Annotated in this window: 26 protein-coding genes; 17 read left to right on the top strand and 9 right to left on the bottom strand. The window is 59.4% G+C overall.

Translation table 11 applies throughout. The features are described from left to right. The 4 genes from hflD to LWH94_RS13225 all read left to right on the top strand — a co-directional run. On the top strand, positions 1-617 hold a 617-nt coding region (hflD, locus tag LWH94_RS13210; RefSeq protein WP_232902524.1), incomplete at its 5' end, for a high frequency lysogenization protein HflD. A gap of 81 nt (positions 618-698) precedes the next feature. Continuing rightward, on the top strand, positions 699-2,066 hold the full coding sequence (purB, locus tag LWH94_RS13215; RefSeq protein WP_232902525.1) for an adenylosuccinate lyase: 1,368 nt from the start codon (positions 699-701) through the stop codon (positions 2,064-2,066). Positions 2,067-2,080: 14 nt separating this feature from the next. After that, complete coding sequence (locus tag LWH94_RS13220; RefSeq protein ID WP_232902526.1) at positions 2,081-3,232, top strand: cupin domain-containing protein; 1,152 nt, start codon at positions 2,081-2,083, stop codon at positions 3,230-3,232. A 3-nt stretch (positions 3,233-3,235) separates the two neighbouring features. Then, entirely contained in the window at positions 3,236-4,201 is a 966-nt protein-coding gene (locus LWH94_RS13225; protein WP_199455980.1) for a GNAT family N-acetyltransferase, read from the top strand. On the opposite strand, the gene LWH94_RS13230 is transcribed toward LWH94_RS13225, so the two are convergent. Next, positions 4,190-5,200 (bottom strand): LysR family transcriptional regulator, encoded by a 1,011-nt coding sequence (locus tag LWH94_RS13230; RefSeq protein WP_022987998.1) that lies wholly within the window; start codon positions 5,198-5,200, stop codon positions 4,190-4,192. The genes LWH94_RS13225 and LWH94_RS13230 overlap by 12 nt on opposite strands. A 185-nt stretch (positions 5,201-5,385) precedes the next feature. Between LWH94_RS13230 and LWH94_RS13235 the strand changes: the two genes are divergently transcribed. Next, positions 5,386-7,377 carry an ATP-binding protein gene (locus tag LWH94_RS13235; RefSeq protein ID WP_232902527.1) on the top strand — a complete coding sequence of 664 codons (1,992 nt, stop codon included), beginning with the start codon at positions 5,386-5,388 and terminating at the stop codon, positions 7,375-7,377. Here the strand turns inward: LWH94_RS13235 and LWH94_RS13240 are convergent. Both LWH94_RS13240 and LWH94_RS13245 read right to left on the bottom strand, forming a co-directional pair. Further along, on the bottom strand, positions 7,328-7,795 hold the full coding sequence (locus tag LWH94_RS13240; protein WP_232902528.1) for a MarR family winged helix-turn-helix transcriptional regulator: 468 nt from the start codon (positions 7,793-7,795) through the stop codon (positions 7,328-7,330). The genes LWH94_RS13235 and LWH94_RS13240 overlap by 50 nt on opposite strands. A gap of 4 nt (positions 7,796-7,799) precedes the next feature. Continuing rightward, positions 7,800-8,285, bottom strand: a complete 486-nt coding sequence (locus LWH94_RS13245; protein WP_022988001.1) for a glutathione peroxidase — start codon at positions 8,283-8,285, stop codon at positions 7,800-7,802. 204 nt (positions 8,286-8,489) lie between these two features. On the opposite strand from LWH94_RS13245, the gene LWH94_RS13250 reads away from it, so the two are divergent. The 3 genes from LWH94_RS13250 (at position 8,490) to htpX (ending at position 11,168) form a co-directional block, all read left to right on the top strand. Next, the gene (locus LWH94_RS13250; RefSeq protein WP_022988002.1) at positions 8,490-9,704 is read left to right on the top strand and encodes a pyridoxal phosphate-dependent aminotransferase; all 1,215 of its coding nucleotides are present in this window, start codon (positions 8,490-8,492) and stop codon (positions 9,702-9,704) included. 12 nt (positions 9,705-9,716) lie between these two features. After that, positions 9,717-10,193, top strand: a complete 477-nt coding sequence (locus LWH94_RS13255) for a hypothetical protein (RefSeq protein WP_232902529.1) — start codon at positions 9,717-9,719, stop codon at positions 10,191-10,193. Between the two features lie 93 nt (positions 10,194-10,286). Beyond that, positions 10,287-11,168, top strand: a complete 882-nt coding sequence (htpX, locus tag LWH94_RS13260; protein WP_232902530.1) for a protease HtpX — start codon at positions 10,287-10,289, stop codon at positions 11,166-11,168. 72 nt (positions 11,169-11,240) lie between these two features. Here htpX and pdxB read toward each other — a convergent pair whose 3' ends face one another. The 3 genes from pdxB to LWH94_RS13275 are packed head-to-tail and all read right to left on the bottom strand — an operon-like array spanning position 11,241 to position 14,260. After that, the gene (pdxB, locus tag LWH94_RS13265; RefSeq protein ID WP_232902531.1) at positions 11,241-12,395 is read right to left on the bottom strand and encodes a 4-phosphoerythronate dehydrogenase PdxB; all 1,155 of its coding nucleotides are present in this window, start codon (positions 12,393-12,395) and stop codon (positions 11,241-11,243) included. Between the two features lie 21 nt (positions 12,396-12,416). Continuing rightward, positions 12,417-13,700: a DEAD/DEAH box helicase gene (locus LWH94_RS13270; protein WP_232902532.1), complete on the bottom strand. Its 1,284-nt coding sequence runs from the start codon at positions 13,698-13,700 to the stop codon at positions 12,417-12,419. Continuing rightward, a complete protein-coding gene (locus LWH94_RS13275; RefSeq protein WP_442914994.1) occupies positions 13,697-14,260 on the bottom strand; it encodes an elongation factor P hydroxylase in 564 nt (187 codons plus the stop codon). Before LWH94_RS13275 ends, LWH94_RS13270 begins: the two co-directional genes overlap by 4 nt. A gap of 146 nt (positions 14,261-14,406) precedes the next feature. Here LWH94_RS13275 and dsbD point away from each other — a divergent pair, with 146 nt between their 5' ends. Then, positions 14,407-16,329, top strand: a complete 1,923-nt coding sequence (dsbD, locus tag LWH94_RS13280) for a protein-disulfide reductase DsbD (RefSeq protein ID WP_232902534.1) — start codon at positions 14,407-14,409, stop codon at positions 16,327-16,329. A 26-nt stretch (positions 16,330-16,355) separates the two neighbouring features. On the opposite strand, the gene tusA is transcribed toward dsbD, so the two are convergent. After that, positions 16,356-16,601 carry a sulfurtransferase TusA gene (gene tusA / locus LWH94_RS13285; protein ID WP_022988009.1) on the bottom strand — a complete coding sequence of 82 codons (246 nt, stop codon included), beginning with the start codon at positions 16,599-16,601 and terminating at the stop codon, positions 16,356-16,358. A 79-nt stretch (positions 16,602-16,680) separates the two neighbouring features. Here tusA and LWH94_RS13290 point away from each other — a divergent pair, with 79 nt between their 5' ends. Beyond that, entirely contained in the window at positions 16,681-16,974 is a 294-nt protein-coding gene (locus LWH94_RS13290; protein ID WP_058340050.1) for an antibiotic biosynthesis monooxygenase family protein, read from the top strand. A 4-nt stretch (positions 16,975-16,978) separates the two neighbouring features. On the opposite strand, the gene rlmM is transcribed toward LWH94_RS13290, so the two are convergent. Together rlmM and LWH94_RS13300 are read right to left on the bottom strand one after the other, a co-directional pair. Further along, positions 16,979-18,055, bottom strand: a complete 1,077-nt coding sequence (rlmM, locus tag LWH94_RS13295; protein ID WP_232902535.1) for a 23S rRNA (cytidine(2498)-2'-O)-methyltransferase RlmM — start codon at positions 18,053-18,055, stop codon at positions 16,979-16,981. A gap of 293 nt (positions 18,056-18,348) precedes the next feature. After that, the gene (locus tag LWH94_RS13300) at positions 18,349-19,002 is read right to left on the bottom strand and encodes an alpha/beta family hydrolase (protein ID WP_232902536.1); all 654 of its coding nucleotides are present in this window, start codon (positions 19,000-19,002) and stop codon (positions 18,349-18,351) included. A gap of 234 nt (positions 19,003-19,236) precedes the next feature. On the opposite strand from LWH94_RS13300, the gene ccoN reads away from it, so the two are divergent. The 7 genes from ccoN to LWH94_RS13335 all read left to right on the top strand — a co-directional run bounded on the left by ccoN (position 19,237) and on the right by LWH94_RS13335 (position 26,898). Beyond that, positions 19,237-20,667 carry a cytochrome-c oxidase, cbb3-type subunit I gene (ccoN, locus tag LWH94_RS13305; RefSeq protein WP_232902537.1) on the top strand — a complete coding sequence of 477 codons (1,431 nt, stop codon included), beginning with the start codon at positions 19,237-19,239 and terminating at the stop codon, positions 20,665-20,667. Positions 20,668-20,681: 14 nt separating this feature from the next. Beyond that, positions 20,682-21,290, top strand: a complete 609-nt coding sequence (ccoO, locus tag LWH94_RS13310) for a cytochrome-c oxidase, cbb3-type subunit II (RefSeq protein ID WP_232902538.1) — start codon at positions 20,682-20,684, stop codon at positions 21,288-21,290. A 4-nt stretch (positions 21,291-21,294) separates the two neighbouring features. Then, entirely contained in the window at positions 21,295-21,480 is a 186-nt protein-coding gene (locus LWH94_RS13315) for a CcoQ/FixQ family Cbb3-type cytochrome c oxidase assembly chaperone (protein WP_011785266.1), read from the top strand. Beyond that, positions 21,477-22,367 carry a cytochrome-c oxidase, cbb3-type subunit III gene (gene ccoP, locus LWH94_RS13320; RefSeq protein ID WP_232902539.1) on the top strand — a complete coding sequence of 297 codons (891 nt, stop codon included), beginning with the start codon at positions 21,477-21,479 and terminating at the stop codon, positions 22,365-22,367. The genes LWH94_RS13315 and ccoP overlap by 4 nt, the downstream gene beginning before the upstream one ends. 131 nt (positions 22,368-22,498) lie before the next feature. Continuing rightward, positions 22,499-23,935: a cytochrome c oxidase accessory protein CcoG gene (gene ccoG / locus LWH94_RS13325; RefSeq protein WP_232902540.1), complete on the top strand. Its 1,437-nt coding sequence runs from the start codon at positions 22,499-22,501 to the stop codon at positions 23,933-23,935. Between the two features lie 51 nt (positions 23,936-23,986). Further along, positions 23,987-24,502 (top strand): FixH family protein, encoded by a 516-nt coding sequence (locus tag LWH94_RS13330; protein ID WP_232902541.1) that lies wholly within the window; start codon positions 23,987-23,989, stop codon positions 24,500-24,502. After that, a complete protein-coding gene (locus LWH94_RS13335; protein WP_232902542.1) occupies positions 24,499-26,898 on the top strand; it encodes a heavy metal translocating P-type ATPase in 2,400 nt (799 codons plus the stop codon). The genes LWH94_RS13330 and LWH94_RS13335 overlap by 4 nt, the downstream gene beginning before the upstream one ends. Positions 26,899-26,919: the final 21 nt, after the last annotated feature.

Consider the following 26,919-nt stretch of genomic DNA (forward strand, 5'->3'; position numbering starts at 1 on the left):
GCCGTTCCCTGCACGACCAGACCCTGGCCCTGGCGGGTATCTTCCAGGCAGCCGCGCTGGTGCGGGAAATTGCACACACCGGTTACTGCAACGAAGCGGCCATGGAAACCTGCATCCGCTCGCTGTTTGCCACAGATCCCGAGACCACGCTGGATGTTTACGGTGGTGAGTTGTCCGACATCCGCGATGGCCTGCAGGTGCTGTCGACCGTATTCGCCCAGCAAGCCCGCCCGCAGGACGCAGAGGTCCTGCGCTATGTGCTGAACCTGATCCACCTGGAATCCAAGCTCAAGCGCAAGGGCGATGTAATGGATGTGCTCGGCAACCGCATTGAGCAGGCCCGCCACACCGCCAGCCATTTCGGATACACCCACAGCAACCTGCTGAGCAACCTGGCATCCGTATACAGCGACACCATCAGTACCCTGGGCCCGCGCATCCAGGTCAGCGGTAACCCCAACATGCTGCAGCGGGAAGACAACCAGCACAAAGTCCGTGCCCTGCTGCTGGCCGGCATCCGTTCGGCTGTACTCTGGCGCCAGAGTGGCGGCCACCGCTGGCAACTGATCTTCAAGCGCAAGAAAGTGATCCTGCACGCCAGGGAGCTGCTGCGCTGATTCGCAGCGCCCTCTGGTGTATCATTAACGCCTTCATATTTTCCCGATCCGATTTTTCTTTGATGAACTGAGAGGTTTTCGATGGAACTCACCGCCCTGACCGCTATTTCCCCGGTCGATGGCCGCTACGGCAGTAAAGTCAGCGTATTTCGCAGCATCTTCAGTGAATACGGCCTGATCCGTAACCGGGTAACCGTCGAAATCCGCTGGCTGCAACAGTTGGCCGCACACCCGGCCATTACCGAAGTGCCGGCGTTCTCTGCCGAAGCCAACGCCTTCCTGGACAAGCTGGTCAGCGAATTCAGCCTGGCCGATGCCGAGCGCATCAAGGAAATCGAACGCACCACCAACCACGATGTGAAAGCGGTCGAATACCTGATCAAAGAAAAGATCGCCGAGGTGCCCGAGCTGCACGCAGTGACCGAATTCGTGCACTTCGCCTGCACCTCCGAAGACATCAACAACCTGTCCCACGCCCTGATGCTGCGCGAAGGACTGGACCATGGACTGCTGCCAGGCATGGAAAAGGTGGTCGACAAGCTGGCCGAGCTGGCCAAGGAACACGCCGAACAGCCGATGCTGTCCCGCACCCATGGCCAGACCGCCTCTCCCACGACCGTGGGCAAGGAACTGGCCAACGTGGTTTACCGCCTGCGCCGCCAGTTGCTGCAGATTCGTGAAGTGGAAATCATGGGCAAGATCAACGGCGCCGTGGGCAACTACAACGCCCACCTGTCTGCCTATCCGGATGTAGACTGGGCCGCCAACGCCGAAGAGTTCGTCGAGAGCCTGGGCCTGGACTGGAACCCGTACACCACCCAGATCGAGCCCCACGACTACATTGCCGAGCTGTATGATGCCATTGCCCGCTTCAACACCATCCTGATCGACCTCGACCGGGACATCTGGGGCTACATCTCACTGGGTTACTTCAAGCAGAAGACGGTGGCCGGCGAAATTGGCTCCTCTACCATGCCCCACAAGGTGAACCCCATCGACTTCGAAAACTCCGAAGGCAACCTGGGCATCGCCAACGCCATCTTCGGCCACCTGTCTGCCAAGCTGCCGATTTCCCGCTGGCAGCGTGACCTGACCGACTCTACCGTACTGCGCAACCTGGGCGTTGGCTTCGCCCACAGCCTGATTGCCTACGAAGCCTCCCTGAAAGGCCTGGGCAAGCTGGAAATCAACCCGGCCCGCCTGAACGAAGACCTGAACAACGCCTGGGAAGTACTGGCCGAGCCGATCCAGACCGTGATGCGCCGCTACAACATCGAAAAGCCCTACGAAAAACTCAAGGACTTGACCCGCGGCAAAACCATGAGCGCGGAAGTCATCAAGAATTTCGTGGAGACCCTGGAAATTCCGGAAGAAGCCAAGGCCGAACTGCGCAACCTGACTCCGGACACCTACATCGGTAATGCCGTCGAACAGGCCGGCAACATTTAAACGGGAGCAACACCATGGACATGCTTGGCGGATTGACAGCTTCTGAATTTCTGCGGGATTACTGGCAGAAAAAGCCCCTGGTGATCCGTCAGGCATTTCCCGGTTTCCAGTGCCCGGTCAGCCCGGACGAACTGGCCGGCCTGGCTTGTGAAGAAGCGGTGGAATCCCGCATCGTCATCGAGAACGATGCCGGCAAACCCTGGCAACTGCACAACGGCCCGTTCAACCCGGATCGCTTCAGCGACCTGCCGGAACAGGACTGGACCCTGCTGGTTCAGGGCTTGGACCACTGGGTACCGGAAATTGCCGACCTGCTCGACAACTTCCGTTTCGTCCCCAACTGGCGCCTGGATGACATCATGGCCAGCTATGCCCCGAAAGGTGGCAGCGTTGGCCCTCACTACGACATGTACGACGTCTTCCTGCTGCAGGCCCAGGGCCATCGCCGCTGGACCTTTGGCGGCCACTGCGACCACACATCGCCAAGGGTGGAAGGCACGCCCCTGCGCATCCTGAGCAGCTGGGGCGGCGAAGAAACCGTCACCCTGGCACCGGGCGATATGCTGTACCTGCCCCCGGGTATCGGCCACCACGGTGTGGCGGAAGACGACTGCATCACCCTGTCTGTCGGCTTTCGTGCGCCCACCATCGACGACATCCTGACCAGCTTTACCGATTTCCTGAGTCAGAAAGAAAAGGCCGCCGAACACCTGGACGACCCGGACCTACAGGTTCAGGACAACCCGGGCACCATCGGTGCGGAGGTTATCGACCGGCTGGATACGGTAATCCGCGAACAGCTGGGCGACCGCCGCAACCTGGCCCTGTGGTTCGGCCAGTTCACCACCGCTCCCAAGAGCATGGACATCGTGGTGCCGGCAGAGGAACCCGCTGAAGCAGAAGACCTGGCGGAAGCCATCCGCGCCGGCGAGCAGCTGCGCTGGAACGAAGGCTCCCGCTTTGCCTACCATGAACTGGCCGGTGAAACCGCCCTGTTTGTGGATGGTGAGCAATACCTGCTGAAAGGCGATGCCCAGCTACTGGCACCCTTGCTGTGTGCCGGAGCCCGCATTGATATGTCGGCCCTGGCCGAATTTGCCGGTGACGAGGCCCTGCTGGGCCTGTTGACCAACCTGTATAACCAGGGTTCGTTGTACTTCGAGTAAGCTATGACTCCGAGATTTCGCAAATACAGCTGGCAACTGGCCCCTGCCTCCATCCGCGACATCCGTCAGCGGGTGTTTATCGATGAGCAGAAGGTGCCGCCGGAGCTTGAGTGGGACGACACTGACGAGATTGCCGATCATTACCTGGCAGTCGATCATGGCAATACCCCCATGGCCACCGCCCGGCTGTTTTCCACCATGGAAGAAACCGGTTTTATCGGGCGAATGGCTGTGCTTCCGGAATACCGTGGCCAAGGTGTGGGCGAGGCGCTGCTGCGGCACCTGGTTGCGGAATCAGCCGGGCGCTTCCAGGAACTTCGGCTATCAGCCCAGAACCACGCCACCGGCTTCTACGGGCGCTTCGGCTTCCATATTTGCTCCGAGCCCTACGATGACGCCGGCATCCCCCACCTGGATATGCGTTGCCTTGCGCCCTCGCTGGCCCACCAGGCACTCGCTGACCGCACCCAACCGCTGATTCTCGGGGCCGACACCGAGAGCTGGCTGTTCCACGACGAAGCCACCATGCTCGGCCTGATGGATTCGCTGGTGGGCCAGGCCGGCCAGCGCCTGTGGCTGTATGACAACCTGCTGGACCACGACCTGTATGACCGTTACCGGCTGCGGGAACTGATTTCTGCGGTAGCCCGCCGACACCGCCTGAGCGAAGTCCGCCTGCTGATCCACGACGACAAACCCCTGGTGAAACGCCGGCACCAGCTGGTTGAGCTGATGCGTCGCCTGAGCAGCCGCATGGAGCTAAGGCTGGTAAACGCCGACTACCCGATGGAAGACCAGCCGTTCATGCTGGTTGACCGTGAAGGGGTTCTTTACCGCCACCACTTCAACAAACCCGACGGCTTTGCCGGCTTCGCCGCATCAGGCCGGGTAAAGCTGATGGAAGAATCCTTCCAGCGCATGTGGGACGCCGCCCGTCCCTCCATGGAACTGCGGGAACTACCGCTCTGAGTGTTGCCCGTAGATTGCCTGGGGCGATTCGAAACGGGCACCGAACGGCGCAAACTCCTCATCCACCTCCTCGGCCACTTCAATAATCAGCCGGCGCAACCACTGATGGTCACTGTTGTGCTGCAGCAAGGGACTCCAGGCCATTTTCAGTTCGAACGGCGGGATTTCGAACGGCGGCACCTTCACCACCAGGTTCGGATTATCTTTCTGCAACCAGGCCGCCCGTGACGGCAGCGTTGCAATCAGGTCGTGCTGCTCGGCCAGCAACATGGCCACCTGGTAATGGCGGGTAAACACGGAAATCTGGCGTTTACGCCCCATCCGCCCCAGAGCTTCGTCTACCCACCCCAAACGCTGGACATCTTTCGGGTTTACCCCGACACCCACACCAAAACCGGTTTTGCTGACCCAGATATGGCTGGCTTCCAGGTAGGTGTCCAGGGTGAACGGCTGCCTGAGGATCGGATTGTGGGAATTCATCAGGCAGGCAAAGTATTCGGTCCAGAGGGTTTTCTGGTGAAACGACTGGGGAATCTTGTCGAAGCGGTTGATAGCCATGTCGAGCCGGCCCTGCTCCACGTCCAGGAAGCTGACATCACTGGGGGTCAGGACATCCAGGGTCACATGGGGCGCTTCCTGGCGAATCCGCCGCAATACCCTCGGCATCAGGCAGGATTCTGCGTAGTCACTGGCCATGATCCGGAACACGCGCTGGCTGTCGTGGGCCGCAAACGGCGTCTTTTCCTGCACCGCCTGTTCGATGTTCGACAAGATCCCCCGCACCAGGGGCTGCAGCTCCCGGGCCCGTTCAGTCGCGGTCATGCCTTCGCTGGTACGAACCAGCAAGGGATCACCGAACAAGTCCCGCAAGCGGCGCAGGCCGTTACTCATGGCCGGCTGGGTAATGCCCAGATGGTTGGCGGCCTTGGTTACATTGCGCTCCCGCAGCAACACATCCAGGTATACGAGCAGGTTGAGGTCTACGCGGGAAATATCCATGGGCGACTCCATCAGGGGTTCACGGCTTGACAACCGGACGACTATTCACCGCTTCAATATACAGGAATCACATGATTCATTAAATGAATGGGATGATGCGGTTACGCAGGTTAACGGACTGATCCGGAGAATTCTGCTACGCTCTGGCGCAAAACACCGCGCTTATCCAGGGATCAACCACCACCGTGTTCAAAAGTTTCAGGCAACGGCTCTCCTACCGCCTTACCCGGGACACCGTTCTGGTTGCCATGGCCGTAGGCCTGGTGCTGAACCTGATCCAGATTACCCTGGATTATTTTGACGCCCGCGATTCCATGGAGCGGGAAGTCAAAGCCCTGATTGAAACCAGCCACAGCCCCGCGTCGCAGATTGCCTACAACATAGACATGCGGCTGGCCGATGAACTCCTCGACGGCCTGCTGCAGCACCCGGCGGCCATCGATGCCCGGCTGATCGATAACGAAGGCCAGACCATGTCGGCCTCCAGCGAAAGCAGCCCGGAATCCCGCTACCGCTGGGCCAGCGACCTGTTGTTCGGCGCAGACCGGGTGTTCCGGGAAAACCTTCGGGTACCCCAGCTGGCAGACCTGCCCCTGGGCCGGCTGGTGGTGACCATCGATACCTACCACTACGGCATACGGTTCCTTGAGCGTGCCACCTACACCCTGGTTATCGGGCTACTGAAAAGCCTGGCGTTATCCGGGGTGTTGCTGGCCATTTTCTACTTTGTGCTCACCCGCCCCATGCTCAACGTAATCAACGCCCTGAGCCAGGTAAACGCCAGCTCCCCGGAAAAAGTTCGCCTGCCGGTTCCGGAAAACCACCGGGAAGACGAGATCGGCACCATGGTGGGCATTATCAATGAACACCTGGAAAACATGGACAACAGCGTTTCGCAACTGCGAACGGCTGAAGCTACCATGAAGAACTATTCCAGCCAGCTGGAACAGGAAGTTGCGGACCGGACCCGGGAAATTTCCGAGAAAAACGACGCCCTTCAGCGGGGTAACCGGGCCCTGGTCAAGGCGAAGGAAGATGCGGTACGGCGTGCCCGCACCAGGGCCAACTTCCTGGCCAGCATGAGCCATGAAATCCGCACCCCCCTGAACGGCGTGCTTGGGATGCTGGGGCTGGCGCTGGATAGCGAGAAAGACCAGGGCCAGCGCAATCGCCTGGAAATTGCCCTGAATGCCGGGGAAAACCTGCTTGGTTTGCTCAACGATATCCTGGACATTTCCAAGGTGGAGGCCGGAAAGCTAAGCCTGGAGACCATACCGTTCAGCATGCGCGAGCTGATCGACGAATGCACCACGTTGCATCGCCAGCAGGCCGTAGGCAAACAGATCCAGCTGATCAGCGAAACCGATCCGGACTTACCCGACTGCTTTCTTGGTGATCCGACCCGCACCCGACAGGTCATCAATAACCTTCTGAGCAATGCCATCAAATTCACCGACAACGGTAGCGTGAAAGTGCGCACCAGCTGGACCGGGGGCAGCCTGCGTATCGAAGTGATAGACACCGGCATCGGCATGTCTGACGAAGGCCTTGACCGAATTTTCTCGCCATTTTCTCAGGCGGATACCGGCACAACCCGGCTCTATGGCGGAACCGGTCTGGGCCTGGCCCTGTGCAGGCAGCTCGTGGAACACATGAAGGGCCGGATCCTGGTCGATTCGCGCATAGACGCTGGCACCCATTTCACCGTCATCCTGCCCCTGGCAGTGGCGAAGACCGAACCCCGGATGCCAGCCTCCGAACCAGCAGACGAATCTTCAAAGGTGTCACCCCTGAAGATTCTGCTGGTGGAAGATAACCGGGTAAACCAACTGGTTGCCAGCGGGCTGCTGAGAAAACTCGGGCACCGGGTTGACATGGCCGAGAACGGCGAGCGGGCGCTGGCTGCACTGCAGCGCCAGCAATATGACATCATCCTGATGGATTGCCAGATGCCCGTCATGGACGGCTTCGAGGCAACCCGGACCATTCGCCAGAACCCCGAGTGGGCCGAACTTCCGGTTATTGCCGTTACCGCCAACGTGTTACAGGGCGACCGGGAACATTGCCTGGCCTGCGGCATGAACGATTACATCACCAAACCCTATAAACGGGACGAGCTCAGGGCGGTTATTGAGCGCTGGGCTCCGCCTGCTCAAGAACCGCCAGCAGCCCCCTGAGTTGCTGGCGCAGCGCCACCAACTGAGCGGGCTCCACGTCAAGCCCGCACAACAACTGTTCCGGTATGCCCGCGGCCCGGGCCTTCAGTTCGCGGCCAGCATCGGTCAGGGCTATGCGCACCACCCGCTCGTCATCCCCCCGGCGGGTACGCAACAGCAATTTGCGTTCTTCGAGCCGCTTGAGCAAGGGTGTCAGGGTTCCGGAATCCAGCCGCAACCGCTGCCCCAGGTCAGACACCCTTGGCCCGGCTCCACCGTCATCCAGCTCCCACAGCACCAGCATCGCCAGGTACTGCGGATAGGTGAGCCCGAGCCCGGCCAATAAAGGACGGTACCGGGCCGTCACAGCCCGGTTGGCCGCATAGAGCGCAAAACAAATCTGGTTATCGAGTGCCAGCATCGGGCTGTGGTCCGTCATGGATTCAGAGCAGCTTCTCAATGTCAGCGCGGATATCCTCCGGCTTGGCGGTGGGTGCATAGCGCCGGACTACAGCACCATCACGGTTTACCAGAAACTTGGTAAAGTTCCATTTGACCTTCTCCGACCCCATCACACCCCGGGCTTCTTTTTTCAGGAACCGGAACAGCGGATGGGTGCCCTCGCCGTTCACCTCAATCTTGGCAAACATCGGGAAGCTCACGCCGTAGTTTAGCGAGCAGAACTGGCTGATAGCGTTATCGTCACCCGGGTCCTGGCTCAAAAACTGGTTGCAGGGAAATCCCAGCACCTCAAAGCCCTTTTCTCCCAGGTCCTTGTGCAAGGCTTGCAGCCCCTCGAACTGGGGCGTGAAGCCGCACTTGGATGCGGTATTCACGATCAGCAAAACTTTGCCCCGATAATCCGCCAGGGACGTTTCGTTGCCCTTGATGTCCGTGGCACTGAAATCGTAAACGGTTGCTTCCGACATAAATCACCTGTCCTGTTGTGAGCCGAATGAATATCAATTGTGCACAATTTAATTGCTTAAAACCAGAGCTGCTATGTGATCAATCCGTAATTCGCCACAATTGGTCACAATTGCCCCTGTTACCCCGGTACATCCCTCCGCTAGAATAGTAAGCTTCCGTTATCCGGAAACTTTTCCCGTTTTTCGTTAAGGACGCATCACGCCATGCAGAACTATTTCAAATCCGCCAAACTCGACAACGTATGTTATGAAATTCGTGGCGTGGTTCTGCGTGAGGCGCGTCGGCTCGAGGAAGAAGGCCACCGGGTACTCAAGCTCAATATCGGCAACCCGGCCGCCTTCGAACTGGATGTGCCCGAAGAGATCCAGCAAGATGTGATCTACAACATGCACCAGGCCCAGGGCTATGTGGAGTCCAAGGGCCTGTTCTCTGCCCGCAAGGCGGTCATGCATTACAGCCAGCAGCGCGGCATTCCCCGGGTAGACATCGATGACATCTACCTGGGTAACGGCGTCAGTGAACTGATCGTGATGTCCATGCAGGCCATGCTCAATACCGGCGACGAAGTGCTGATACCGGCCCCGGATTACCCGCTGTGGACCGCAGCCGTCACCCTGTCCAGCGGCAAGCCGGTGCACTACCGTTGCGACGAGCAGCAGAACTGGTTCCCGGATATCGACGACATCAAGAAGAAGATCACCCGTCGCACCAAGGCCATTGTTCTGATCAACCCGAACAACCCCACAGGCGCGGTGTATTCGGATGAGCTGCTGCACCAGGTGATCGAACTGGCCCGCAAGCACAACCTGATCATCCTGGCTGACGAAATCTACGACAAGATTCTGTACGACGGCACCGTGCACACGTCCATCGCCTCCCTGGCCGAAGACGTGCTGTTCTTTACCTACAACGGCCTGTCGAAAAACTACCGGGCTGCCGGCTACCGTTCCGGCTGGATGATCATCAGCGGCGCCAAGCACCGGGCACGGGACCTGATCGAAGGCATCGAGATGCTGTCGAACATGCGCTTGTGCGCCAACGTGCCGGCCCAGCTGGCCATCCAGACCGCCCTGGGCGGCTACCAGTCCATCAACGACCTGGTGGCACCCGGCGGCCGGCTCTATGAACAGCGCGAAACCACCTGGCGCATGCTCAACGACATTCCGGGCGTCAGCTGTGTGAAACCTCAGGGCGCCCTGTACATGTTCCCGAAGCTGGACCCGAAGCACTTCCCCATCGCCAACGATGAAAAACTGGTGCTGGACTTGCTGCTGCAGGAAAAAATCCTGCTGGTACAGGGTTCCGCCTTCAACATCGACGACAAGCAACACCTCCGGGTGGTGTTCCTGCCCCGCCAGGACACCATGGCTGATGCCATGGGGCGGCTGGCCAACTTCCTGGAACACTACCGCCAATAATCAGGATTTATCATGGCCGACATTCATGTCGAGGAATTTTACAAGGACGTCGCCATCGCCCTGGCGCAGCTATACGCTGCCTTCCCCAGGCGCACCAACCTGTTTGTGGAAGACATTGCCGGCCCGGACGAACCGGACGAATTCGGGCTTCACAGTAAACGCCACATGGCTTGCTTTGGCGCCCTGCTGTGGCTTCAGGAAGAAGGTTTACTGCGGTACGTCGACACCATCCGCCAGGAAGCTCTGGACCAGGCGGTGCTGACCCGGGAAGCCTTCGTTCGCCTCAGCGCCCCGGCACCGCAAGCACTCGCCCGCAAGCTGAATGCCCTGCCCCCCGGGGAAGCCAGCCTTCCGGCCTCGGTCCAGCAAGACCTGTCTACCTATATCCACCTGCTCCGGGCCGCACTGAAGAACGGCAGTTCCACCCGGATCAGCCTGGCCGTTCAGGCCGCTTTCTTTACGGATTTCAGTGCCCGGGAACTGCATTAAATCGCTGTAAGGATCTTGAAGCCGTGAACCCGGGCCACATATAACGGTCAGAAAGCCGACAAAGTTCTGCGTACTTCAACACAGGAAAAAGCTATGCGCATACTGTTGTTCCTGGCCACTAACCTGGCCGTTATCCTGGTGGCAAGTTTTACCCTGCGCCTGCTCGGGGTCGACAGTTATCTGGCCGGGCAAGGCATTGACTACGGCTCACTGCTGGCGTTTGCCGCAGTCTTCGGCTTTGCCGGGGCCATCGTTTCGCTGTTGATTTCCAAGCCCATGGCCAAGTGGAGCACCAAGGCCCGGGTGATTGATTCCCCCCGCACACCGGCTGAACGCTGGCTGGTAGACACCGTCGCAGAGCTGGCAAAGAAAGCGGGTATAGGGATGCCGGAGGTGGCTATCTTTCCGGCCACACAGTCCAACGCCTTCGCCACCGGCTGGAACAAGAACGACTCGCTGGTCGCCGTCAGTGAGGGGTTGCTGCACCGGTTCAACAAAGACGAAATCCGTGCGGTGCTAGGCCATGAAATCGGCCACGTCGCTAATGGCGACATGGTGACCCTGACCCTGATCCAGGGCGTGGTGAACACCTTTGTGATCTTCGCTTCCCGGGTGATCGGCTCGTTTGTCGACCGGGTGGTATTCAAGAACGAAAACGGCCACGGGATTGGTTTCTTTGTGGTCAGCATGGTCGCGGAACTTGTACTGGGTATCCTGGCCAGCACCATTGTGTTCTGGTTCTCCCGTCGCCGGGAATTCCGGGCTGACATTGCCGGCGCCCAACTGGCAGGGCGCGGTGCCATGATCAGTGCCCTGGCCCGCCTGAAACAGGAAAGCGAGGTACCGGACCAGATGCCGGATACCCTGCAGGCCTTCGCTATCAACCGCGGAGCCCGCTCCGGCCTGGCGGCCCTGTTCATGACTCACCCGCCACTGGAAGACCGCATTGCAGCACTACAGAATGCGCAGCTCTGAGGCGTAGGGTTTAAAAAGCAAAAAGGGGCGAATTCACGCCCCTTTTTTGTATCCGCAGCTACCTGCCAGCCCTCAGATCTTGAGCTTGAAACCCATCGCCTTGAAGCTGTCCTGCAGGGACTTGCTACTGCCCTTTAGCTGAACCTTCAGACTGGAGCATTCCCGCCGTACCGGGTAGTCCCGGCGAAGCCGGTCAAAGGCCACACCCCGCTCTTCCGGGCTTCCTTTCATCGCCAGACGCAGACGGGCATCGTCCTGTCGGGGATCGTAACAGGCCCGGAGCGCAATGCGGTTGGCCACATCCTCGGCGGCATTGCTGGTGAACGACACCTTGCTCATGGCCGGTTCCGGCAAAAACTGGCCAGCCTTCTTGCGCACCGGCAACCCCAGAAACTGACACAGTGCCTGGTAGATCATTTCGGTTCCCTGCACCTTGCCTTCCAGGCTGTAGCCGGCAATATGGGGCGTTGCCAGCCAGGTCAGCGCCACCAGCTCGGGACTGATACGGGGCTCACCTTCCCAGACATCCAGCGCCACCAGTGGTGCATCTGCCTGCTCGAGACGCTGCTTAAGGGCTCCGTTATCGATCACTTCGCCACGGCCTGAGTTGATCAGCAATTGGTCGGGCCGAAGGGTCGAAAGTTCGGCTTTGGAAATCATGTGGTGGGTAGCATGGGCGCCGGTTCGGGTCAGCGGCGTGTGCAAGGTAATGACATCGCACTCCAGGGCTTCCGCCAGGCTGACAAAGGCTTGCTCTGACTCCGGCTCGGCATCCTGCCTTGGCGGATCACACAACCGGACCTCAAAGCCGAGCCGGTCCAGCACCCGGGCCAGGGTTCCGCCCACATTGCCGACACCGACAATCCCGACACTCAGGGAACTCCAGTCATCCAGGCCCTGACGCTCTGCGAACAGGGAAAGCACCGATAACACGTATTCCGCCACGCTGCTGGCGTTACAACCGGGGGCGGCCGCAAAGCGGATACCCTGTTGTTCCAGCCAGTCGAGGTCAACGTGATCGGTGCCGATGGTGGTGGTGCCCACAAACTTTACGCGGGTACCTTCCAGTAATCCGGACCCTACCGGGGTGACCGACCGCACCAGCAGGATGTCGGCATCTTGCACCTGGTCCCGGGTCAGGGTTCTTCCGGTAACCCGGCGAATGTCACCGATATCCCCGAAAAAGGCGTCGAGTAACGGAATATTCTCATCTGCAACAATCAACATAACCTGTCTCCGGACTCCCGATCAGTTGCGACGCGGGCGCGGGCCACCACGGCCACCAGAACCCCGGTTGCCCTGGGGCCGGCGACCTCCCCGCTTGCGGGTGATCGGCGGATTCTCCATGGACGCCATCAGGTCCTGATCAGGCACCGCAGTTTTCAGCTTCTGGCTGATGTACTTCTCGATCTCCGGCAAGGCGAAAGAGTCTTCTTCTCCGGCAAAGCTGATGGAAACACCGGTGCTGCCCGCCCGGCCGGTACGGCCGATCCGGTGCACATAGTCCTCGGCGTTCTCCGGCAGGTTGTAGTTGAACACGTGGGTTACGCCGTTTACGTGAATACCCCGGCCCGCCACATCGGTTGCCACCAGCACCTGGATCTGCCCCTTCTTGAACTGGTCCAGGGTTTTCAGGCGCTTGTTCTGGGCAATTTCTCCGGACATCAGGGACACTTTCACGCCCTGGTTGCGGAGGTCTTCTTCCAGGTCACGACACTGGTCACGGCGGTTGGCAAACACGATGGCCTTATCCACTTCCGGCCGCTTGAGGTAATTCACCAGTACTGGCAGTTTGTCGTCGTCAGACACCAGGTAGACCGTTTGCTCAACCCGCTCGGCGGTTTTCTGCTCTGGCTCGATCTCCACAAACTCGGCATTGCGGGTCCACATGGAGGCCAGGTTCAATACGTCCTGGTTGAAGGTGGCGCTGAACAACAGGGTCTGGCGCTCGTCCTTGGGGGTGCATTTGCGGATAATGCGCTTGACGTCCGGAATAAAGCCCATGTCGAGCATCCGGTCGGCTTCGTCCAGAATCAGGATGTCGAGCTGGTCAAGGAACACATCCTGGGAGCCCAGGAAGTCGATCAAGCGGCCCGGCGTAGCCACCAGGATATCCACGATTTCGTTCTGCAACTGCTCCCGCTGCTTGTCGTAGTTCATGCCGCCCACCACGGTCACCACATTATGGCCGGTATACTGGCACAGTTGCTCGGCATCCTTGGCAATCTGCATGGCCAGTTCGCGGGTTGGCGCCAGGGCCAGGACCCTCGGCTCCGAGGCAAAGCGATCTTTTTCGTCGATCGGGGTTTCCAGCAAGGTCTGGATAGCGGTAATCAGGAAGGCCGCGGTTTTGCCGGTGCCGGTCTGGGCCTGGCCAATCAGGTCTTCGCAGGCCAGGGTCCAGGGCAGGGTTTCCGCCTGGATAGGCGTGCAGTATTCAAAGCCGATTTTGGTAATGGCATCCAGCAGGCGTTGGTCCAGGTTCAGGTCACTGAAGCGTAGATCGCCTGTGTGCTTGGTTTCAGATGTCATAGAGTGTCTGCTGTCCTTGATTTAAGGTATTCATTCCCCGCCGGTGCGATGCGAACCTTGTCGTGATGCCAGTCATGGCCGATGCGGGTTGAAGTGTTGTAGAACTGTTTAAGTGTGTCAAAAAACTGCTGGGCCCGTTCCGGCAGGCCATGCTCGAGGTAATCCGCAGCCTGTTTGCAAACGTTGCGCCGGAAGGCCTGTTCGTCGGCCGCGCCGTCGCCTGCCAGGTTATCCACACTGATATGGAACCGCGAACCGGTCGCCAGCGAAAACAGCCACTCGATGGCCTGGGGCCGGATTTCAACGTTCTCGAAGGCCTGCTGCTGCTCCGGGGTACGCCCGTCCGGACAATACCAGTAACCATAGTCGTGCAGTGTGCGGCGGTGCTCACCGGCAATACACCAGTGGGCAATTTCGTGCAGGGCGCTGGCAAAATATCCGTGGGCAAAAACCACCCGGGCAAACCCGTCGGGCTCACTTGCAGGAATGTATTCCGGTTCGTCGCTGCCCCTGACCAGTAGCGTCCGGCAGCTTTCCCGGAACAGGTCATTGAACAGCATGATAAGATCGTCTGGATTGTGGTTCATCGGTTGGCTATTGTGCGACTTTACTGCGGCCAATACCAGAGGGAACTTTAGCGGGGCCCCCGTGTCCACCCCAGGCAGAACGACTTCATGCATTTACGACACAGGATTATCACGAATTCATGACAACGCTCTCTGACCCCAGTATCCGCCGCCACGCCCTGCTGCTGCCTGCACTGCTCCTGCTCGCCATGCTGGGCCTGTTGGCGTCCTCGCCCGTGCAGGCTTTCGGCAACTCCGGAAACTCCCTTTTCGGCGGCGGAAACGGCGACTTCCTGCCCGTGGATGAAGCCCTGCCCTTCAACTTCTCCACCGATCAGGGCGCTGTTGTGCTGTCCTGGGATATCACGCCCGGGCACTACCTGTACAAAGCCCGAATCAGGGTCAGTGCCGTTACCGAGGGCGTTACCCTTGGGGACCCCGTCTTTTCCCGGCCGGGCACCCTCACCGAAGACGACTTTTTCGGTGAAATGGAGGTCTTCTTTGATCCCGTAGAAGCCCGGGTACCGGTAAATCTGCCGGATGGCGTCCGCGAAGCAGAGCTCCAGGTGACCTATCAGGGCTGTGCGGAAGCCGGTCTTTGCTACCCGCCACAGACCCGGGATGTGCTGTATTATCCGGGCGGCGACGGCAGTGAATCCGCCGCTGTCGCAACCAGCAACAGCAGCGGCAGCGGCAGCGCTTCCGGCACAAATTCCGGCCCGGGCTCTGTTCCGGGGGCAGACACTTCCAGCGCCAGCGGCCTTGCCAGCTTCCTGTCCAGCCAGACCATCTGGATGATTGCCGGCCTGTTTTTCCTGCTGGGGCTGGGCCTGACCTTTACCCCCTGCGTGCTGCCCATGGTGCCGATCATGTCCAGCATGGTTTCGGGCCATAACACCCGCTCCACCGGCCAGGCGCTAATGCTGTCCGGCAGTTATGTGCTGGGCATGGCCATTACCTATGCCGCCGCCGGGGTGATCACCGGTTTGCTGGGAGCCAGCTTCAACCTGCAGGCGCACCTGCAATCGCCCTGGGTGCTCGGGGTCTTTGCGGCGATGTTTGTTGTCTTTGCCCTGTCGATGTTCGACATGTTTGAAATCCAGCTGCCGCGCTTTATCCGGGAGCCCCTGAACGATGCCAGCCAGAAGATGACCGGCGGCCGGGTACTGAGCCTGTTCGGTATCGGCGCGCTGTCTGCCCTGATTGTCTCACCCTGCGTGTCGGCGCCCCTTGCCGGCAGCCTGCTCTATATTTCTACCACCCAGGATGCGGTCATTGGCGGCGTTGCCCTGTTGTCCCTGGGCCTGGGTATGGGCGTGCCACTGATCCTGGTAGCCGTGGGCGGGCGCAAGCTGCTGCCTACCTCGGGCCACTGGATGACTACCGTCAAACACTTCTATGGTGTGATGCTGCTGGCCGTGGCCATCTGGCTGGTCGAGCGGCTGATTCCGGCCTGGGCCGGGCTGACGCTCTGGGGTCTGCTGATTGCCATCACCGGCGTGCAACTGGGCGCCTTTGATGCCGCCAGGGCCGGCTGGGAGCGCACCCGCAAAGGCTTCGGCCTGGTGTTTTTTGCCTACGGCCTGGCCTTGCTGGCCGGCGCGGCTGGCGGGGCCAGTGATCCCCTGCGCCCGCTGGATCCCTTTGTAGCCACCGCCGGTACCGTGTCAGCGGCTGGCGCTACCGAAGCCCACGCGCCTTTCGAGCGGGTAGAAGACCCGGAGCAGATCCGCGCCATGCTGGCCGATGCCCGCAGCGCCGGGCAGCCCGTAATGCTCGACTTCTACGCCGACTGGTGTATTTCCTGCAAGGTGATGGAACGCAACGTGTTCAGCAAGCCGGATGTGATTCAGGCATTACAGCCCTACACCCTGTTGCAGATTGATATGACAGATAACACCCGGGCCCAGCAGGCCCTTCTGGACGAACTGGGCCTGTTCGGCCCGCCGGCCATCCTGTTTTACCGCAACAATGGCGAGGAGCTGGGCCAGGCCCGGATTCTGGGAGAAATGGACAGGGAGCAGTTCATGGATCATCTGGGCAAGGTCGCCCGGGAAAGCTGAGCTGACTTGCGTTGACCTGTCCGGCGTCAGCCTTCGCTGCGCCGGATCAGGTATACGTATTCCCCATCCTGCTCGTGTTCACCTATCAGCTCATGGCCAAGGAACTGGCAGAAACGCGGAATATCGCGGGTCGTCGACGGGTCTGTGGCCAGTACCCGCAGCACTTGCCCGGGCTCCACATCGTTAATGCGGTTGTGCAGCATCATCACCGGTTCCGGGCAAAACAGCCCCCGGGCATCGAGTTCCGCGTCAAAATCTGAACCTGCCAACATTGCCTCCAGAAGTTCTCGTGATTTTTCAGAATTCAGTGCTAAATTATTGTTTATAGCATCGAAAATAAAGGAGATTTTAATGATCCGGGTTCTGATTGAACGCCATATTGCCGAAACACTCGAAACTGCCTATGAAGAGCGGTCCCGACTGGTGCTGCAACAGGCGGTGGGCGCGCCGGGGTTTATTTCCGGCGAAACCCTGGTCGACAGCCACGACCCCAACCATCGCATCACCCTGGCCAACTGGCGCTCCGAAGCCGACTGGCAACGCTGGTTCCACTCGGAAACCCGCAAGAACCTGATGGCCGAACTGATACCGATGATGGACCAGGATGAGGCCATCACCGTGCTCGAGCAAAGCCCCATGCCTTGAGAGGCTAGTCGAGCCGCTCGATAAAACAGGTGATCTCTTCACGGTCATGGTACAGGTGGCGGGCCTTCATCTGACAATGCAGGCCCGCATCCTCCAGGCCCTGAACCAGGATTTCCCGGCACACCAGCCATTCCTCGTATCGCTTTTTCATCGGCAGCTTGAGATTGAATACCGCGTAGCGGCACAGCTTCTCACCCATCCAGTCCACCGCCATCCGCGTCGTCCGGCGGGGTTTATCAACAATATCGCACACCATCCAGTCCACGGCCCGCTTCGGCCGCCAGGCGTAGCCATCGGCCTCCACATGTTCCACATGGCCACTGGCCATCAGCTCCGGGTTCATGGGGCCATTGTCTACCGCCGTTACCATCATGCCCTGCCGCACCAACTGCCAGGTCCAGCCGCCGGGAGCGGCGCCCAGGTCAACCGCCTTTTTGCCGCCGCCGAGATACTCTAACCAACGCTCTTGCGGCAAGAATACCTTCCAGGCTTCTTCAAGCTTCAGCGCCGAGCGGCTGGGGGCCGACGCCGGCAGCCGCAACCGGGGTATCCCGCCAACAAAGGGTGCCCGGTTGCCGGTCAGGCTGTAGCCCACCACGGCGGTGGTAAAGCCGGTCAGCAGGATTTCCAGCCGCGCCGGTGCCGGAGCCTCGGGGTCGTCTTTCAGCAGGCCGGCCCCGCGCAGCCCCTTCGACAGGGGGGCAACCCATTTGCGGGCGAAGTTGCCCAGGTCGCGGTCGTCGTTGGTTTCCGGCAACCTTACTTCAAGCCGGGCACAGCGGTTACCCTGCCAACCCTGATCGTTCATAAACGCCAGGATTGCCCCTACCCGGTCCTGGACCGGCAGCTCACAATCGCCCAGAACCGCAAACCAGTCCCGGGTGAAGACCAGCTCCTCCAGGGCCACACGGCGCATCAGCTCTTCGGCCGGCTCGTTTCCACCAATGGTGAAGCGGAGTAACCCGGTGTTTTTGCCGGGCTGAAAGAACCCGAAGATACCGGCCGCTGCGGCCTGGTCGGTCAACTCCTGACCGGCTTCGGTCTCGAAACCTGGCCGGCATATCAGCATGATCTGTTGCATATAATGTGTTTCCCGGGGCCGTCAGGAAAATGACACCTGGCCGGCCAAGAAAGTTGAACCTGTTTAACGGTCGTTCTGGTCTGTTCTGGCTACACTTCCCGCTTTGCTGTTACGGGATGTTGTCTATACTCAAGGAACCACCCCTGCAAACAGGTGACCGCTTCCCCTTCGCCAGCCGGGGCGTAGATTACCGTTATTACCTGCTGCCCGTCACACTGGAAACTGCTGGATATCGAGCACCAGGCGCGGACCGAGCCGAGGAACTCTGTGCCGAAGCCCGTCGCACCGGGCATTCACAAGGCGGGGACAAAATCCGCAACAAACTGACGGGTATGGCGCGCGGCCTGCTGAATCAGGCTGGCCTGGGTTTCCAGATGCCGGACCGGCGGCTGGAAATCATGGTTGCCGCCATCCAGCCACACCAATTTCGAAATGCCGGAAATATCGCCCTGGGCTGCCAACTCATCCGGCTTACCGAACGGGTCCCGGGTACCCTGCACCACCATCAGAGGGCAAGTCACCCCAGCCAGGTGATCGATGCGCCAGCGGTCCAGCTTGCCCGGAGGGTGGAACGGATAGCCAAAACACACCACACCACTGACTCCCGCTCCGGCTTCGCCGGCCAGCACTGAGGCCATGCGCCCGCCCATGGATTTGCCGCCGATCAGCAGCCTGGCCCCGGAGCCGATTTCCTGCCGGACGGCCGAGATCACTCCGGAAAAACATTCGAGCAATTTCGGCTGACGGTCTGGCGGTCGCTTCCTGCCGTCTTCCCGCCGCTTCTGCATGTAGGGAAATTCGAAGCGAACACAGGCAATGCCCTGATCATCCAGAGCTTCGGCCAGGGCCTCCATGAACGGAGAGTCCATCGGCGCACCGGCCCCATGGGCCAGAATCATGATCATTTCGGCCTGTTCACCATAGCTTTTGGTCTTAATCAGCTCCACATCGTTCACCTGTTAACTCTGAGGGGGTATCATTTAACCCCGTGCAAGGGGGTACCCGTTGACCTGGCACTGCCGCCGGGCCGGGAATGATTTTCATTGCAACTTACTGGTAAAACGCCGGAATCCGGCGAATTTGACGGATATCAGGAGTTGACCTGAATCATTGCAAACACCTAACGGTTTCTCCATACTTGCGCCCGCATAATTCCCCATCCTGAACCCATTGGTAAGGCTATGAGCACAGTAAATGCGAACCTGACATACAACTACAAGGTGGTGAGACAATTCGCCATCATGACAGTGGTATGGGGTATTGTAGGCATGGCTCTGGGTGTGCTGATTGCAGCACAGCTGGTTTGGCCATCCCTCAACCTCGACCTGCCCTTTACCCACTTCGGCCGACTGCGGCCGCTGCATACCAACGCCGTTATCTTCGGCTTTGGTGGTAGTGCCCTGTTTGCTACCTCCTATTACGTAGTTCAGCGGACCTGTCAGGCCCGCCTGTTCTCGGATAGCCTGGCGGCATTCACTTTCTGGGGCTGGCAGGCCATTATCGTGGCTGCGGCCATTACCCTGCCAATGGGCCTGACCTCATCCAAGGAATACGCCGAACTGGAATGGCCGATCGACATCGCCATCGCCGTCGTCTGGGTAACCTACGCCCTGGTATTCTTCGGTACCGTGACCAAGCGCAGCACCCCCCACATCTACGTGGCTAACTGGTTCTACGGCGCGTTCATCATTACCGTTGCAGCACTGCACATCGGTAACAACCTGGCGCTGCCGGCTACTGCGTTCAAATCCTACTCTGCATACGCCGGTGTTACCGACGCCATGATGCAGTGGTGGTACGGCCACAACGCTGTAGGCTTTTTCCTGACCGCCGGCTTCCTGGGCATGATGTACTACTTCGTACCCAAGCAGGCCAACCGTCCGGTATACTCCTACCGCCTGTCTATCGTCCACTTCTGGGCACTGATCGCCACCTACGTCTGGGCCGGCGGCCACCACCTGCACTACTCTGCCCTGCCTGACTGGGCACAGACTGCCGGTATGGTAATGTCCCTGATCCTCCTGGCTCCGTCCTGGGGTGGCATGATCAACGGCATGATGACCCTGTCTGGCGCGTGGCACAAACTACGCACTGACCCGATCCTGCGCTTCCTGGTGGTATCCCTGTCTTTCTACGGTATGTCTACCTTCGAAGGCCCGATGATGTCCATCAAGACCGTAAACGCCCTGTCCCACAACACTGACTGGACCATCGGCCACGTGCACTCCGGTGCCCTGGGCTGGGTTGCCATGATCAGTATCGGTGCGATCTACCACCTGGTTCCGAAACTGTGGGGCATCCAGGCGATGTACAGCACTGCGCTGATCAACGTTCACTTCTGGCTGGCTACCGTAGGCACCGTGCTCTACATCGCTGCCATGTGGGTTAACGGCATCATGCAAGGCCTGATGTGGCGTGCTGTGAACGAAGACGGCACCCTGACCTACAGCTTCGTGGAAGCGCTTGAAGCCTCCTACCCTGGCTACTTTGTACGCTTCATTGGTGGCGCGATCTTCCTGACCGGAATGCTGATCATGGCCTACAACGTGTACATGACCGTACGCCAGAAAGACGCCGTTGCAGAAGATAATGCTGCGGTTCAGGCGGCGTAAGGGAGAGAGACCAGATGAGACACGAAATAGTCGAAAAGAACCTTGGTCTGATGATCGTGCTGATCGTGCTGACCATCAGTGGTGGTTTCCTTGCGGAAGTAGTGCCCCTGTTCTTCCATAAAGAGGTTAACCAGCCGGTCGAAGGCCTGGAGCCTCTGTCCGCTCTTGAGCTGGAAGGCCGGGACATTTACATCCGTGAAGGCTGCCACGTGTGCCATACCCAGCAGATCCGTCCGTTCCGGGCTGAGACTGAGCGTTATGGCCACTACTCCGTTGCGGGCGAGTTCGTTTATGACCGTCCGTTCCTGTGGGGTTCCAAGCGTACCGGGCCGGATCTGGCTCGTGTAGGAGGTCGTTACTCAGATGCCTGGCAGCGCCAGCACTTGTACGATCCTCGCAGCGTGGTACCCGAATCCAACATGCCTGCCTTCCCGTGGCTGTTCGAGAATCGTGTTGATCACGGTTCCATTGAGTCCCGAATGAAGACGCTGCAGACGCTTGGCGTGCCCTACAGCGACGAGCAGGTTGCCAACGCAGCGAGTGAGATTGAAGGAAAATTTGAAATCGAAGCGCTGGTCGCATACCTGCAACAGCTGGGTACTGTGATTTCAGAGAAGCGGTGATCCCATGGATATTAATGAGTTACGCGGCATTCACACACTGCTGGTAATGGCAGCGTTCTTCGGAATCGTCTGGTGGGCTTACAGCGCCCACCGCAAGAAGGCCAACGACGAGGCAGCACACCTGCCCTTCGATGACGACGAAGTCGAAAAGCGTACTCTCGAACAGGAAAAAACGGAGAAGAAACAATGAGTACCTTCTGGAGCATCTGGGTCAGTGTGATCGTGCTCGGTACCGTTTTCGGCTGCTGGTGGCTCCTCTGGGCCACCCGCAAGAGCCAGACAACCGATACTGAAACCGACCGGACAATGGGCCATTCCTTTGATGGCATTGAGGAATACGATAACCCTCTGCCGAAATGGTGGTTCTACCTGTTCGTAGCAACCTGCATCTTCGCCCTTGGCTACCTGGCTCTGTACCCGGGCCTGGGCAACTTCAAGGGTCTGCTGGGATGGACATCCACCAACCAGTGGGAAGCGGAAGTGGCAGCTGCCGAAGAGAAATATGGCGAAATCTATGCCCAGTTCGGCGACACTGCCATTCCTGAACTGGCGCAGAACGATGACGCCATGAAGATCGGCCAGCGCCTGTTTGCCAACAACTGTTCGGTTTGTCATGGCACTGCCGCGCGCGGCCAGGTGGGCTTCCCCAACCTGACTGACGACGACTGGCTGTGGGGCGGCGAGCCGGACCAGATCCTGCACAGTATCGCCAAGGGTCGTAACGGCAACATGCCGGCAAAGGGCGTTATGCCGAACATGACCAACGAGCAGGTCGACCAGGTGGTTAACTACGTGCTGAGCTTCAGCGGCCGCGAACTGGACGCAGAAGCGGCGAAAGCCGGCGAGCAGGTGTTCGCTCAGGCGTGTGCGGCTTGTCACGGTGCCGATGGCACCGGCATGACCGCCATGGGCGCGCCGAACCTGACCGACAACGTGTGGCTGTATGGCTCCACCTATGAGTGGATCAAGGAGACCGTGGTTAACGGTCGACAGAACCAGATGCCCGCACAGGAAGGTCGTCTGACAGACGATCAGATCCAGATCCTGGCAGCCTACGTTTACAGCCTGTCTAACTAAATCCGACCCGGCCAGGCTCGCCCTGGCCCGGTCTTTTCAACCCTGTATCTGCGCCCGCGGGTACAGGCTTGAGAAGATCAGCAGACCCGCCGAGGCCCGCTCCCAGCTTTACCCTATACCGGGAGGTACCCATGAGTAACGAGATTCCTGTCAAGCAGGTTGACCCATCTTCCGATCACTCGAACAAGAACAACAAGAAAGATGAGACGGTTGACCTCTACGCAAGCCGCGAGAAGATTTACGTAAAAGAGGTAAAAGGCTTTTTCCAGAGAATCCGGAATGTCAGCCTGACCGTGCTCATGGGCATGTACTTCCTGTTTGTCTGGCTCACCCTCGACGGCCAGCCCCTGATCCACTTTGACCTGCCCGCCCGGGAGTTCCACCTGTACGGGGTCACCTTCTTTCCTAAAGATTTCTTCCTGCTCTCGGGCATGCTGATTATCAGCGCCTTCGGCCTGTTCTTCATCACCACCCTGTTCGGTCGCGTTTGGTGCGGCTACACCTGCCCGCAAACTGTGTGGACCTTTATCTTCATGTGGATTGAGGAGAAGGTGGAAGGCAGCCGCAACAAGCGGATGAAACTCGACAAGGCCCCCAACTCCCGGGAAAAAGTCACCAAGAAAACCATCAAACATGCACTGTGGCTGTTTGTTGCCCTTGCCACCGGCCTCACCTTCGTTGGCTACTTTTACCCGATTCGCGAACTGATCATTGACCTGTTTACCCTGCAGGCCAACGGCTGGGCCTACTTCTGGGTCGCCTTCTTTACCATTGCCACCTACCTGAACGCCGGCTGGATGCGCGAGCAAGTGTGCCTGTATATGTGCCCGTACGCCCGGTTCCAGTCTGTGATGTTTGACCCGAACACCCGGGTGGTCTCCTACGACCCGAACCGGGGCGAGCCGCGCGGCAAACGCAAGAAAGGCGTCGCACCGGAAGAAGTTGGCCTGGGTGACTGCATCGATTGTGAACAGTGTGTGCAGGTGTGCCCGACCGGCATCGATATCCGCGACGGCCTGCAATACGAGTGTATCGGCTGCGCACTTTGTATTGATGCCTGCGACGAAGTCATGGACAAGATGAATTACCCGAGAGGGCTGATTCGCTACACCACCGAGAACGAGCTGGAAGGTAAGACCTCCAAGCTGCTGCGCCCGCGTACCTTCGGTTATGGCGCAGTGCTCGTACTGATGATCAGCGCGGTGATCTTCACCATCGCTACCCGGGTTCCGGCCAAGATGGATGTGCTGCGAGACCGTGGTGCACTGTTCAGTTTCAACGGCGAAGGGCGGGTGGAAAACTCGTATACCGTCAAGATCCAGAACATGTCAGAAGTACCACAAACCTTCAGCCTGTCTGTGGATGGCCTTGAGGACATGCGCATTCTGACAGACACCACGGTGACGGTGAGCAGCGGCGAAAACCTCTCCTTGCCCACGGTTGTTGACGTGCCGCCGGAAGCGCTGGTGGACACCAATAACGATATTCGTTTCTACGCGGAATCCCAACCGGACTCCTTGATTAAACTTGAAACTGAAAGCCGATTTGTTGGTCCAAGGCCCCGCTAACAAGAGGGCCCGACAATCGGCTCTGAAGTCATAAACCGAGACAAGACCGTAATGACTGATAACGCAACTCCTGCCCCCTGGTATCGCCAGCCGTGGTTCTGGTTTCTGACCATTTTCCCGCTGGCGTCGATCATGTGGGGAATTACCGCCCTGACAGTATCATCCAACATGGACAATTCGCTGGTGACCGACGACTACTCCAAACAGGGGCGTGGCATCAATATGTCCATTGCCCGGGATGAAAAGGCGGCCGATCTCCAGATGAAAGGCTCACTGAGCCTGAATGGCCGTTCTGCAACACTGGATCTGAGTACCGTGAATGGTGCTGCGGATTACCCCTATCTTGTGTTCAACCTGTATCACCCGACATTGTCAGGTCAGGATAAAACCGTCCAGTTTACGCAGGTCGCTCCCGGTCAGTACCGGGGCCAACTGCTTGAGGATGTCAGTGGTCGCTGGTACTACGACCTCCAGGGGCCGGATAACGACTGGAGGATAAAGGGTGAGGCAAGACTCCCTTCCTCTACCCCCATAAGCATTAACGCAGAAGGCGACGCCCAAGGGTGACCACCCTGAACTGTTTCCATTGCGGAGAACCAGCGGACGGCGAGCCCCCGATCACCCTGGAACTGCAGGGACAGCAAAGGCATTTTTGTTGCCAGGGTTGCAAGGCGGTGTGTCAGACCATCCACCAGGAAGGTCTGACCGGCTTCTATGAGTTTCGCACCGAACCTGCTGTTACACCGCGGGAGCTGACCCGGTCGGAACTTGACCGTATCCGGGAGCTGGATCACCCCCTGGTTCAGCAAGCCTTTGTGGCACCAGTCAAAGCTGGCCAGGAGGCACAGCTACTGATCGGCGGCATTACCTGCGCTGCCTGCATCTGGCTGCTTGAGAATCACATGAAGCAGCAGCCTGGCGTGCAGAGCTTTACCGTAAACCATACCACGCAGCGCGCTCGCCTGGTCTGGGCACCGGACAAGGCACGTCTGAGCGACCTGCTGATTGCCATCCATGAACTGGGATACACCGCTCGTCCCTACCAGGCCGACGAAGCAGAACAGGCGCTCAAGGCGGAACACCGGTCGATGCTGATTCGTCTGGCGGTGGCCGGCATCGGTTCCTTCCAGAGCATGATGCTGGCATTCCCACTGTATTTTGAGCTAATCAGCGATCTTTCCACGGATTTCGTGGATTTTTTCCGTTGGTTCAGCCTGCTGGTTGCCACACCGGTGGTGTTCTACAGTGCCCGCCCGTTCTTTAGCAATGCCCGCCGGGACCTGCTCTCCCGCCATCTGACCATGGACGTGCCGGTGGCCATCGCCATCGGGCTGGCCTACGGCGCAAGCGCCTGGGTAACCGTGGTCGGCGGCGAGGAAGTGTATTTCGAATCCGTGTGCATGTTTACCTTTTTCCTGCTGCTGGGCCGATACATTGAAGTTCAGGCCCGCTATCGCGCCGGGCTGAGCGGCAATGCGCTTGCCGGCTTCCAACCCTCTGTAGCCGCACGGGTGCGGAACGGTGAGGCAGAGATCATCGCCATTCACCAGGTACAACCGGGTGATGTGATCCGGGTTCGGCCAGGGGAAACACTGCCTGTGGATGGCGAAATCGTCTCGGGAGAGTCCACCCTGAACGAAGCTGCCCTCACCGGCGAATATCTGCCGGAAACCCGGAAGCCGGGCGACACCGTACATGCCGGCAGCGTAAATGGTGAAAACCCTCTCGACATCCGCGTGACCCATGCCGGGGCCCAGACCCGGCTGTCCGGAATCCTGCGAGTTCTGGATCGCGTACAGTCCGAAAAGCCGCCGGTGGCCCGGATGGCAGACCGGATTGCCGGCAAGTTCGTTGGCCGTGTCCTGATTCTGGCGCCGGTGGTCTGGATCGGATGGTGGCTGGCCGGTGCCGATAACGCCTTCGACATCACCCTGTCGGTTCTGGTGGTCACCTGCCCGTGCGCTCTGTCACTGGCTACGCCAACGGCCATTACGTCTGCCACCGTGCGCCTGCGCAAACTCGGTTTTTTGCCCACCCGGGGCCATACCCTGGAATCTATGAACACCATCGACACGGTAGTGTTCGACAAAACCGGCACTCTGACCCGCGGCGAACTCAGCCTAAGTGGCCAGCAGCAATTTGGCAGCCTGGAGCAAGCCGACGCCCTAAAACTGGCAGCCGGGCTGGAGAAGCACTCGGAGCACCCGATTGCCAAGGTCTTTCACAGCCTGCCATCGGTGCCTGTGAGCGACGTAACCAACCATCTGGGTGGCGGATTGTCCGGCACCTTCAAGGGCCAGCCGGTGTATATCGGCCACAAGGACTTTGTAGCCGGATACACCCGGGCACCTGCGCCCGAGTCAGCCCCCACCCGGGGCATGGAGATCTGGCTTGCAAGCGATACCGAGTGGCTGGCCAGTTTCCAGCTGGACGACCAGGTTCGGGACGATGCCGGCAAGGCCGTGCGCGCCTTGCAGGACGCAGGCATCCAGACGATCCTGCTCAGCGGGGACCGCTCTGGCCACGTGCAAACTGTTGCGCAAATGCTGGGCATTGAACGGGCAATCGGGGAAGCCTCTCCGGAGAAAAAGCTGGAAGTACTGGACCAGCTCCGGGCCGAGGGTCATCGGGTAATGATGGTCGGCGACGGCCTGAACGACCTGCCCTCCATGGCCGGCGCCGGTATTTCGGTGGCCATGGGCACTGCCGCCGACCTGACCCAGCTCAAAGCCGATGCGGTCCTGCTGAATGGCCAGCTTTACCAGCTGGTGGAGGCTCTCAACACCAGCCGGCAGACCCGCCGGATTATCCGCCAGAATATGATCTGGGCTTTCGGGTACAATGTCTGTGCGCTGCCCCTGGCTGCCGCAGGGCTGGTGGCGCCTTGGCTGGCCGCGATCGGCATGTCTGCCAGCTCACTCATTGTGGTGCTTAACGCCCTGCGCCTTAGCCGGAAGGCCTGAAACACCTGTCGCATTCCCCAT

It is taken from the genome of Marinobacter sp. G11, from assembly GCF_021282325.1.
GTDB lineage: Bacteria > Pseudomonadota > Gammaproteobacteria > Pseudomonadales > Oleiphilaceae > Marinobacter > Marinobacter vinifirmus.

Excerpts from the sequence above, each read along its gene's own strand:
- LWH94_RS13315 (WP_011785266.1), top strand. The coding sequence starts at position 21,295 with ATGGATATTAATGAGTTACGCGGCATTCACACACTGCTGGTAATGGCA.
- tusA (WP_022988009.1), bottom strand. The coding sequence starts at position 16,601 with ATGTTGGCAGGTTCAGATTTTGACGCGGAACTCGATGCCCGGGGGCTG.
- LWH94_RS13255 (WP_232902529.1), top strand. The coding sequence starts at position 9,717 with ATGGCCGACATTCATGTCGAGGAATTTTACAAGGACGTCGCCATCGCC.
- LWH94_RS13330 (WP_232902541.1), top strand. The coding sequence starts at position 23,987 with ATGACTGATAACGCAACTCCTGCCCCCTGGTATCGCCAGCCGTGGTTC.
- ccoO (WP_232902538.1), top strand. The coding sequence starts at position 20,682 with ATGAGACACGAAATAGTCGAAAAGAACCTTGGTCTGATGATCGTGCTG.
- LWH94_RS13240 (WP_232902528.1), bottom strand. The coding sequence starts at position 7,795 with ATGACGGACCACAGCCCGATGCTGGCACTCGATAACCAGATTTGTTTT.
- LWH94_RS13270 (WP_232902532.1), bottom strand. The coding sequence starts at position 13,700 with ATGACATCTGAAACCAAGCACACAGGCGATCTACGCTTCAGTGACCTG.
- LWH94_RS13250 (WP_022988002.1), top strand. The coding sequence starts at position 8,490 with ATGCAGAACTATTTCAAATCCGCCAAACTCGACAACGTATGTTATGAA.
- LWH94_RS13225 (WP_199455980.1), top strand. The coding sequence starts at position 3,236 with ATGACTCCGAGATTTCGCAAATACAGCTGGCAACTGGCCCCTGCCTCC.
- dsbD (WP_232902534.1), top strand. The coding sequence starts at position 14,407 with ATGACAACGCTCTCTGACCCCAGTATCCGCCGCCACGCCCTGCTGCTG.
- ccoG (WP_232902540.1), top strand. The coding sequence starts at position 22,499 with ATGAGTAACGAGATTCCTGTCAAGCAGGTTGACCCATCTTCCGATCAC.
- LWH94_RS13290 (WP_058340050.1), top strand. The coding sequence starts at position 16,681 with ATGATCCGGGTTCTGATTGAACGCCATATTGCCGAAACACTCGAAACT.
- LWH94_RS13230 (WP_022987998.1), bottom strand. The coding sequence starts at position 5,200 with ATGGATATTTCCCGCGTAGACCTCAACCTGCTCGTATACCTGGATGTG.
- ccoP (WP_232902539.1), top strand. The coding sequence starts at position 21,477 with ATGAGTACCTTCTGGAGCATCTGGGTCAGTGTGATCGTGCTCGGTACC.
- pdxB (WP_232902531.1), bottom strand. The coding sequence starts at position 12,395 with ATGTTGATTGTTGCAGATGAGAATATTCCGTTACTCGACGCCTTTTTC.
- purB (WP_232902525.1), top strand. The coding sequence starts at position 699 with ATGGAACTCACCGCCCTGACCGCTATTTCCCCGGTCGATGGCCGCTAC.
- rlmM (WP_232902535.1), bottom strand. The coding sequence starts at position 18,055 with ATGCAACAGATCATGCTGATATGCCGGCCAGGTTTCGAGACCGAAGCC.
- ccoN (WP_232902537.1), top strand. The coding sequence starts at position 19,237 with ATGAGCACAGTAAATGCGAACCTGACATACAACTACAAGGTGGTGAGA.
- LWH94_RS13220 (WP_232902526.1), top strand. The coding sequence starts at position 2,081 with ATGGACATGCTTGGCGGATTGACAGCTTCTGAATTTCTGCGGGATTAC.
- LWH94_RS13275 (WP_442914994.1), bottom strand. The coding sequence starts at position 14,260 with ATGCTGTTCAATGACCTGTTCCGGGAAAGCTGCCGGACGCTACTGGTC.
- LWH94_RS13245 (WP_022988001.1), bottom strand. The coding sequence starts at position 8,285 with ATGTCGGAAGCAACCGTTTACGATTTCAGTGCCACGGACATCAAGGGC.
- htpX (WP_232902530.1), top strand. The coding sequence starts at position 10,287 with ATGCGCATACTGTTGTTCCTGGCCACTAACCTGGCCGTTATCCTGGTG.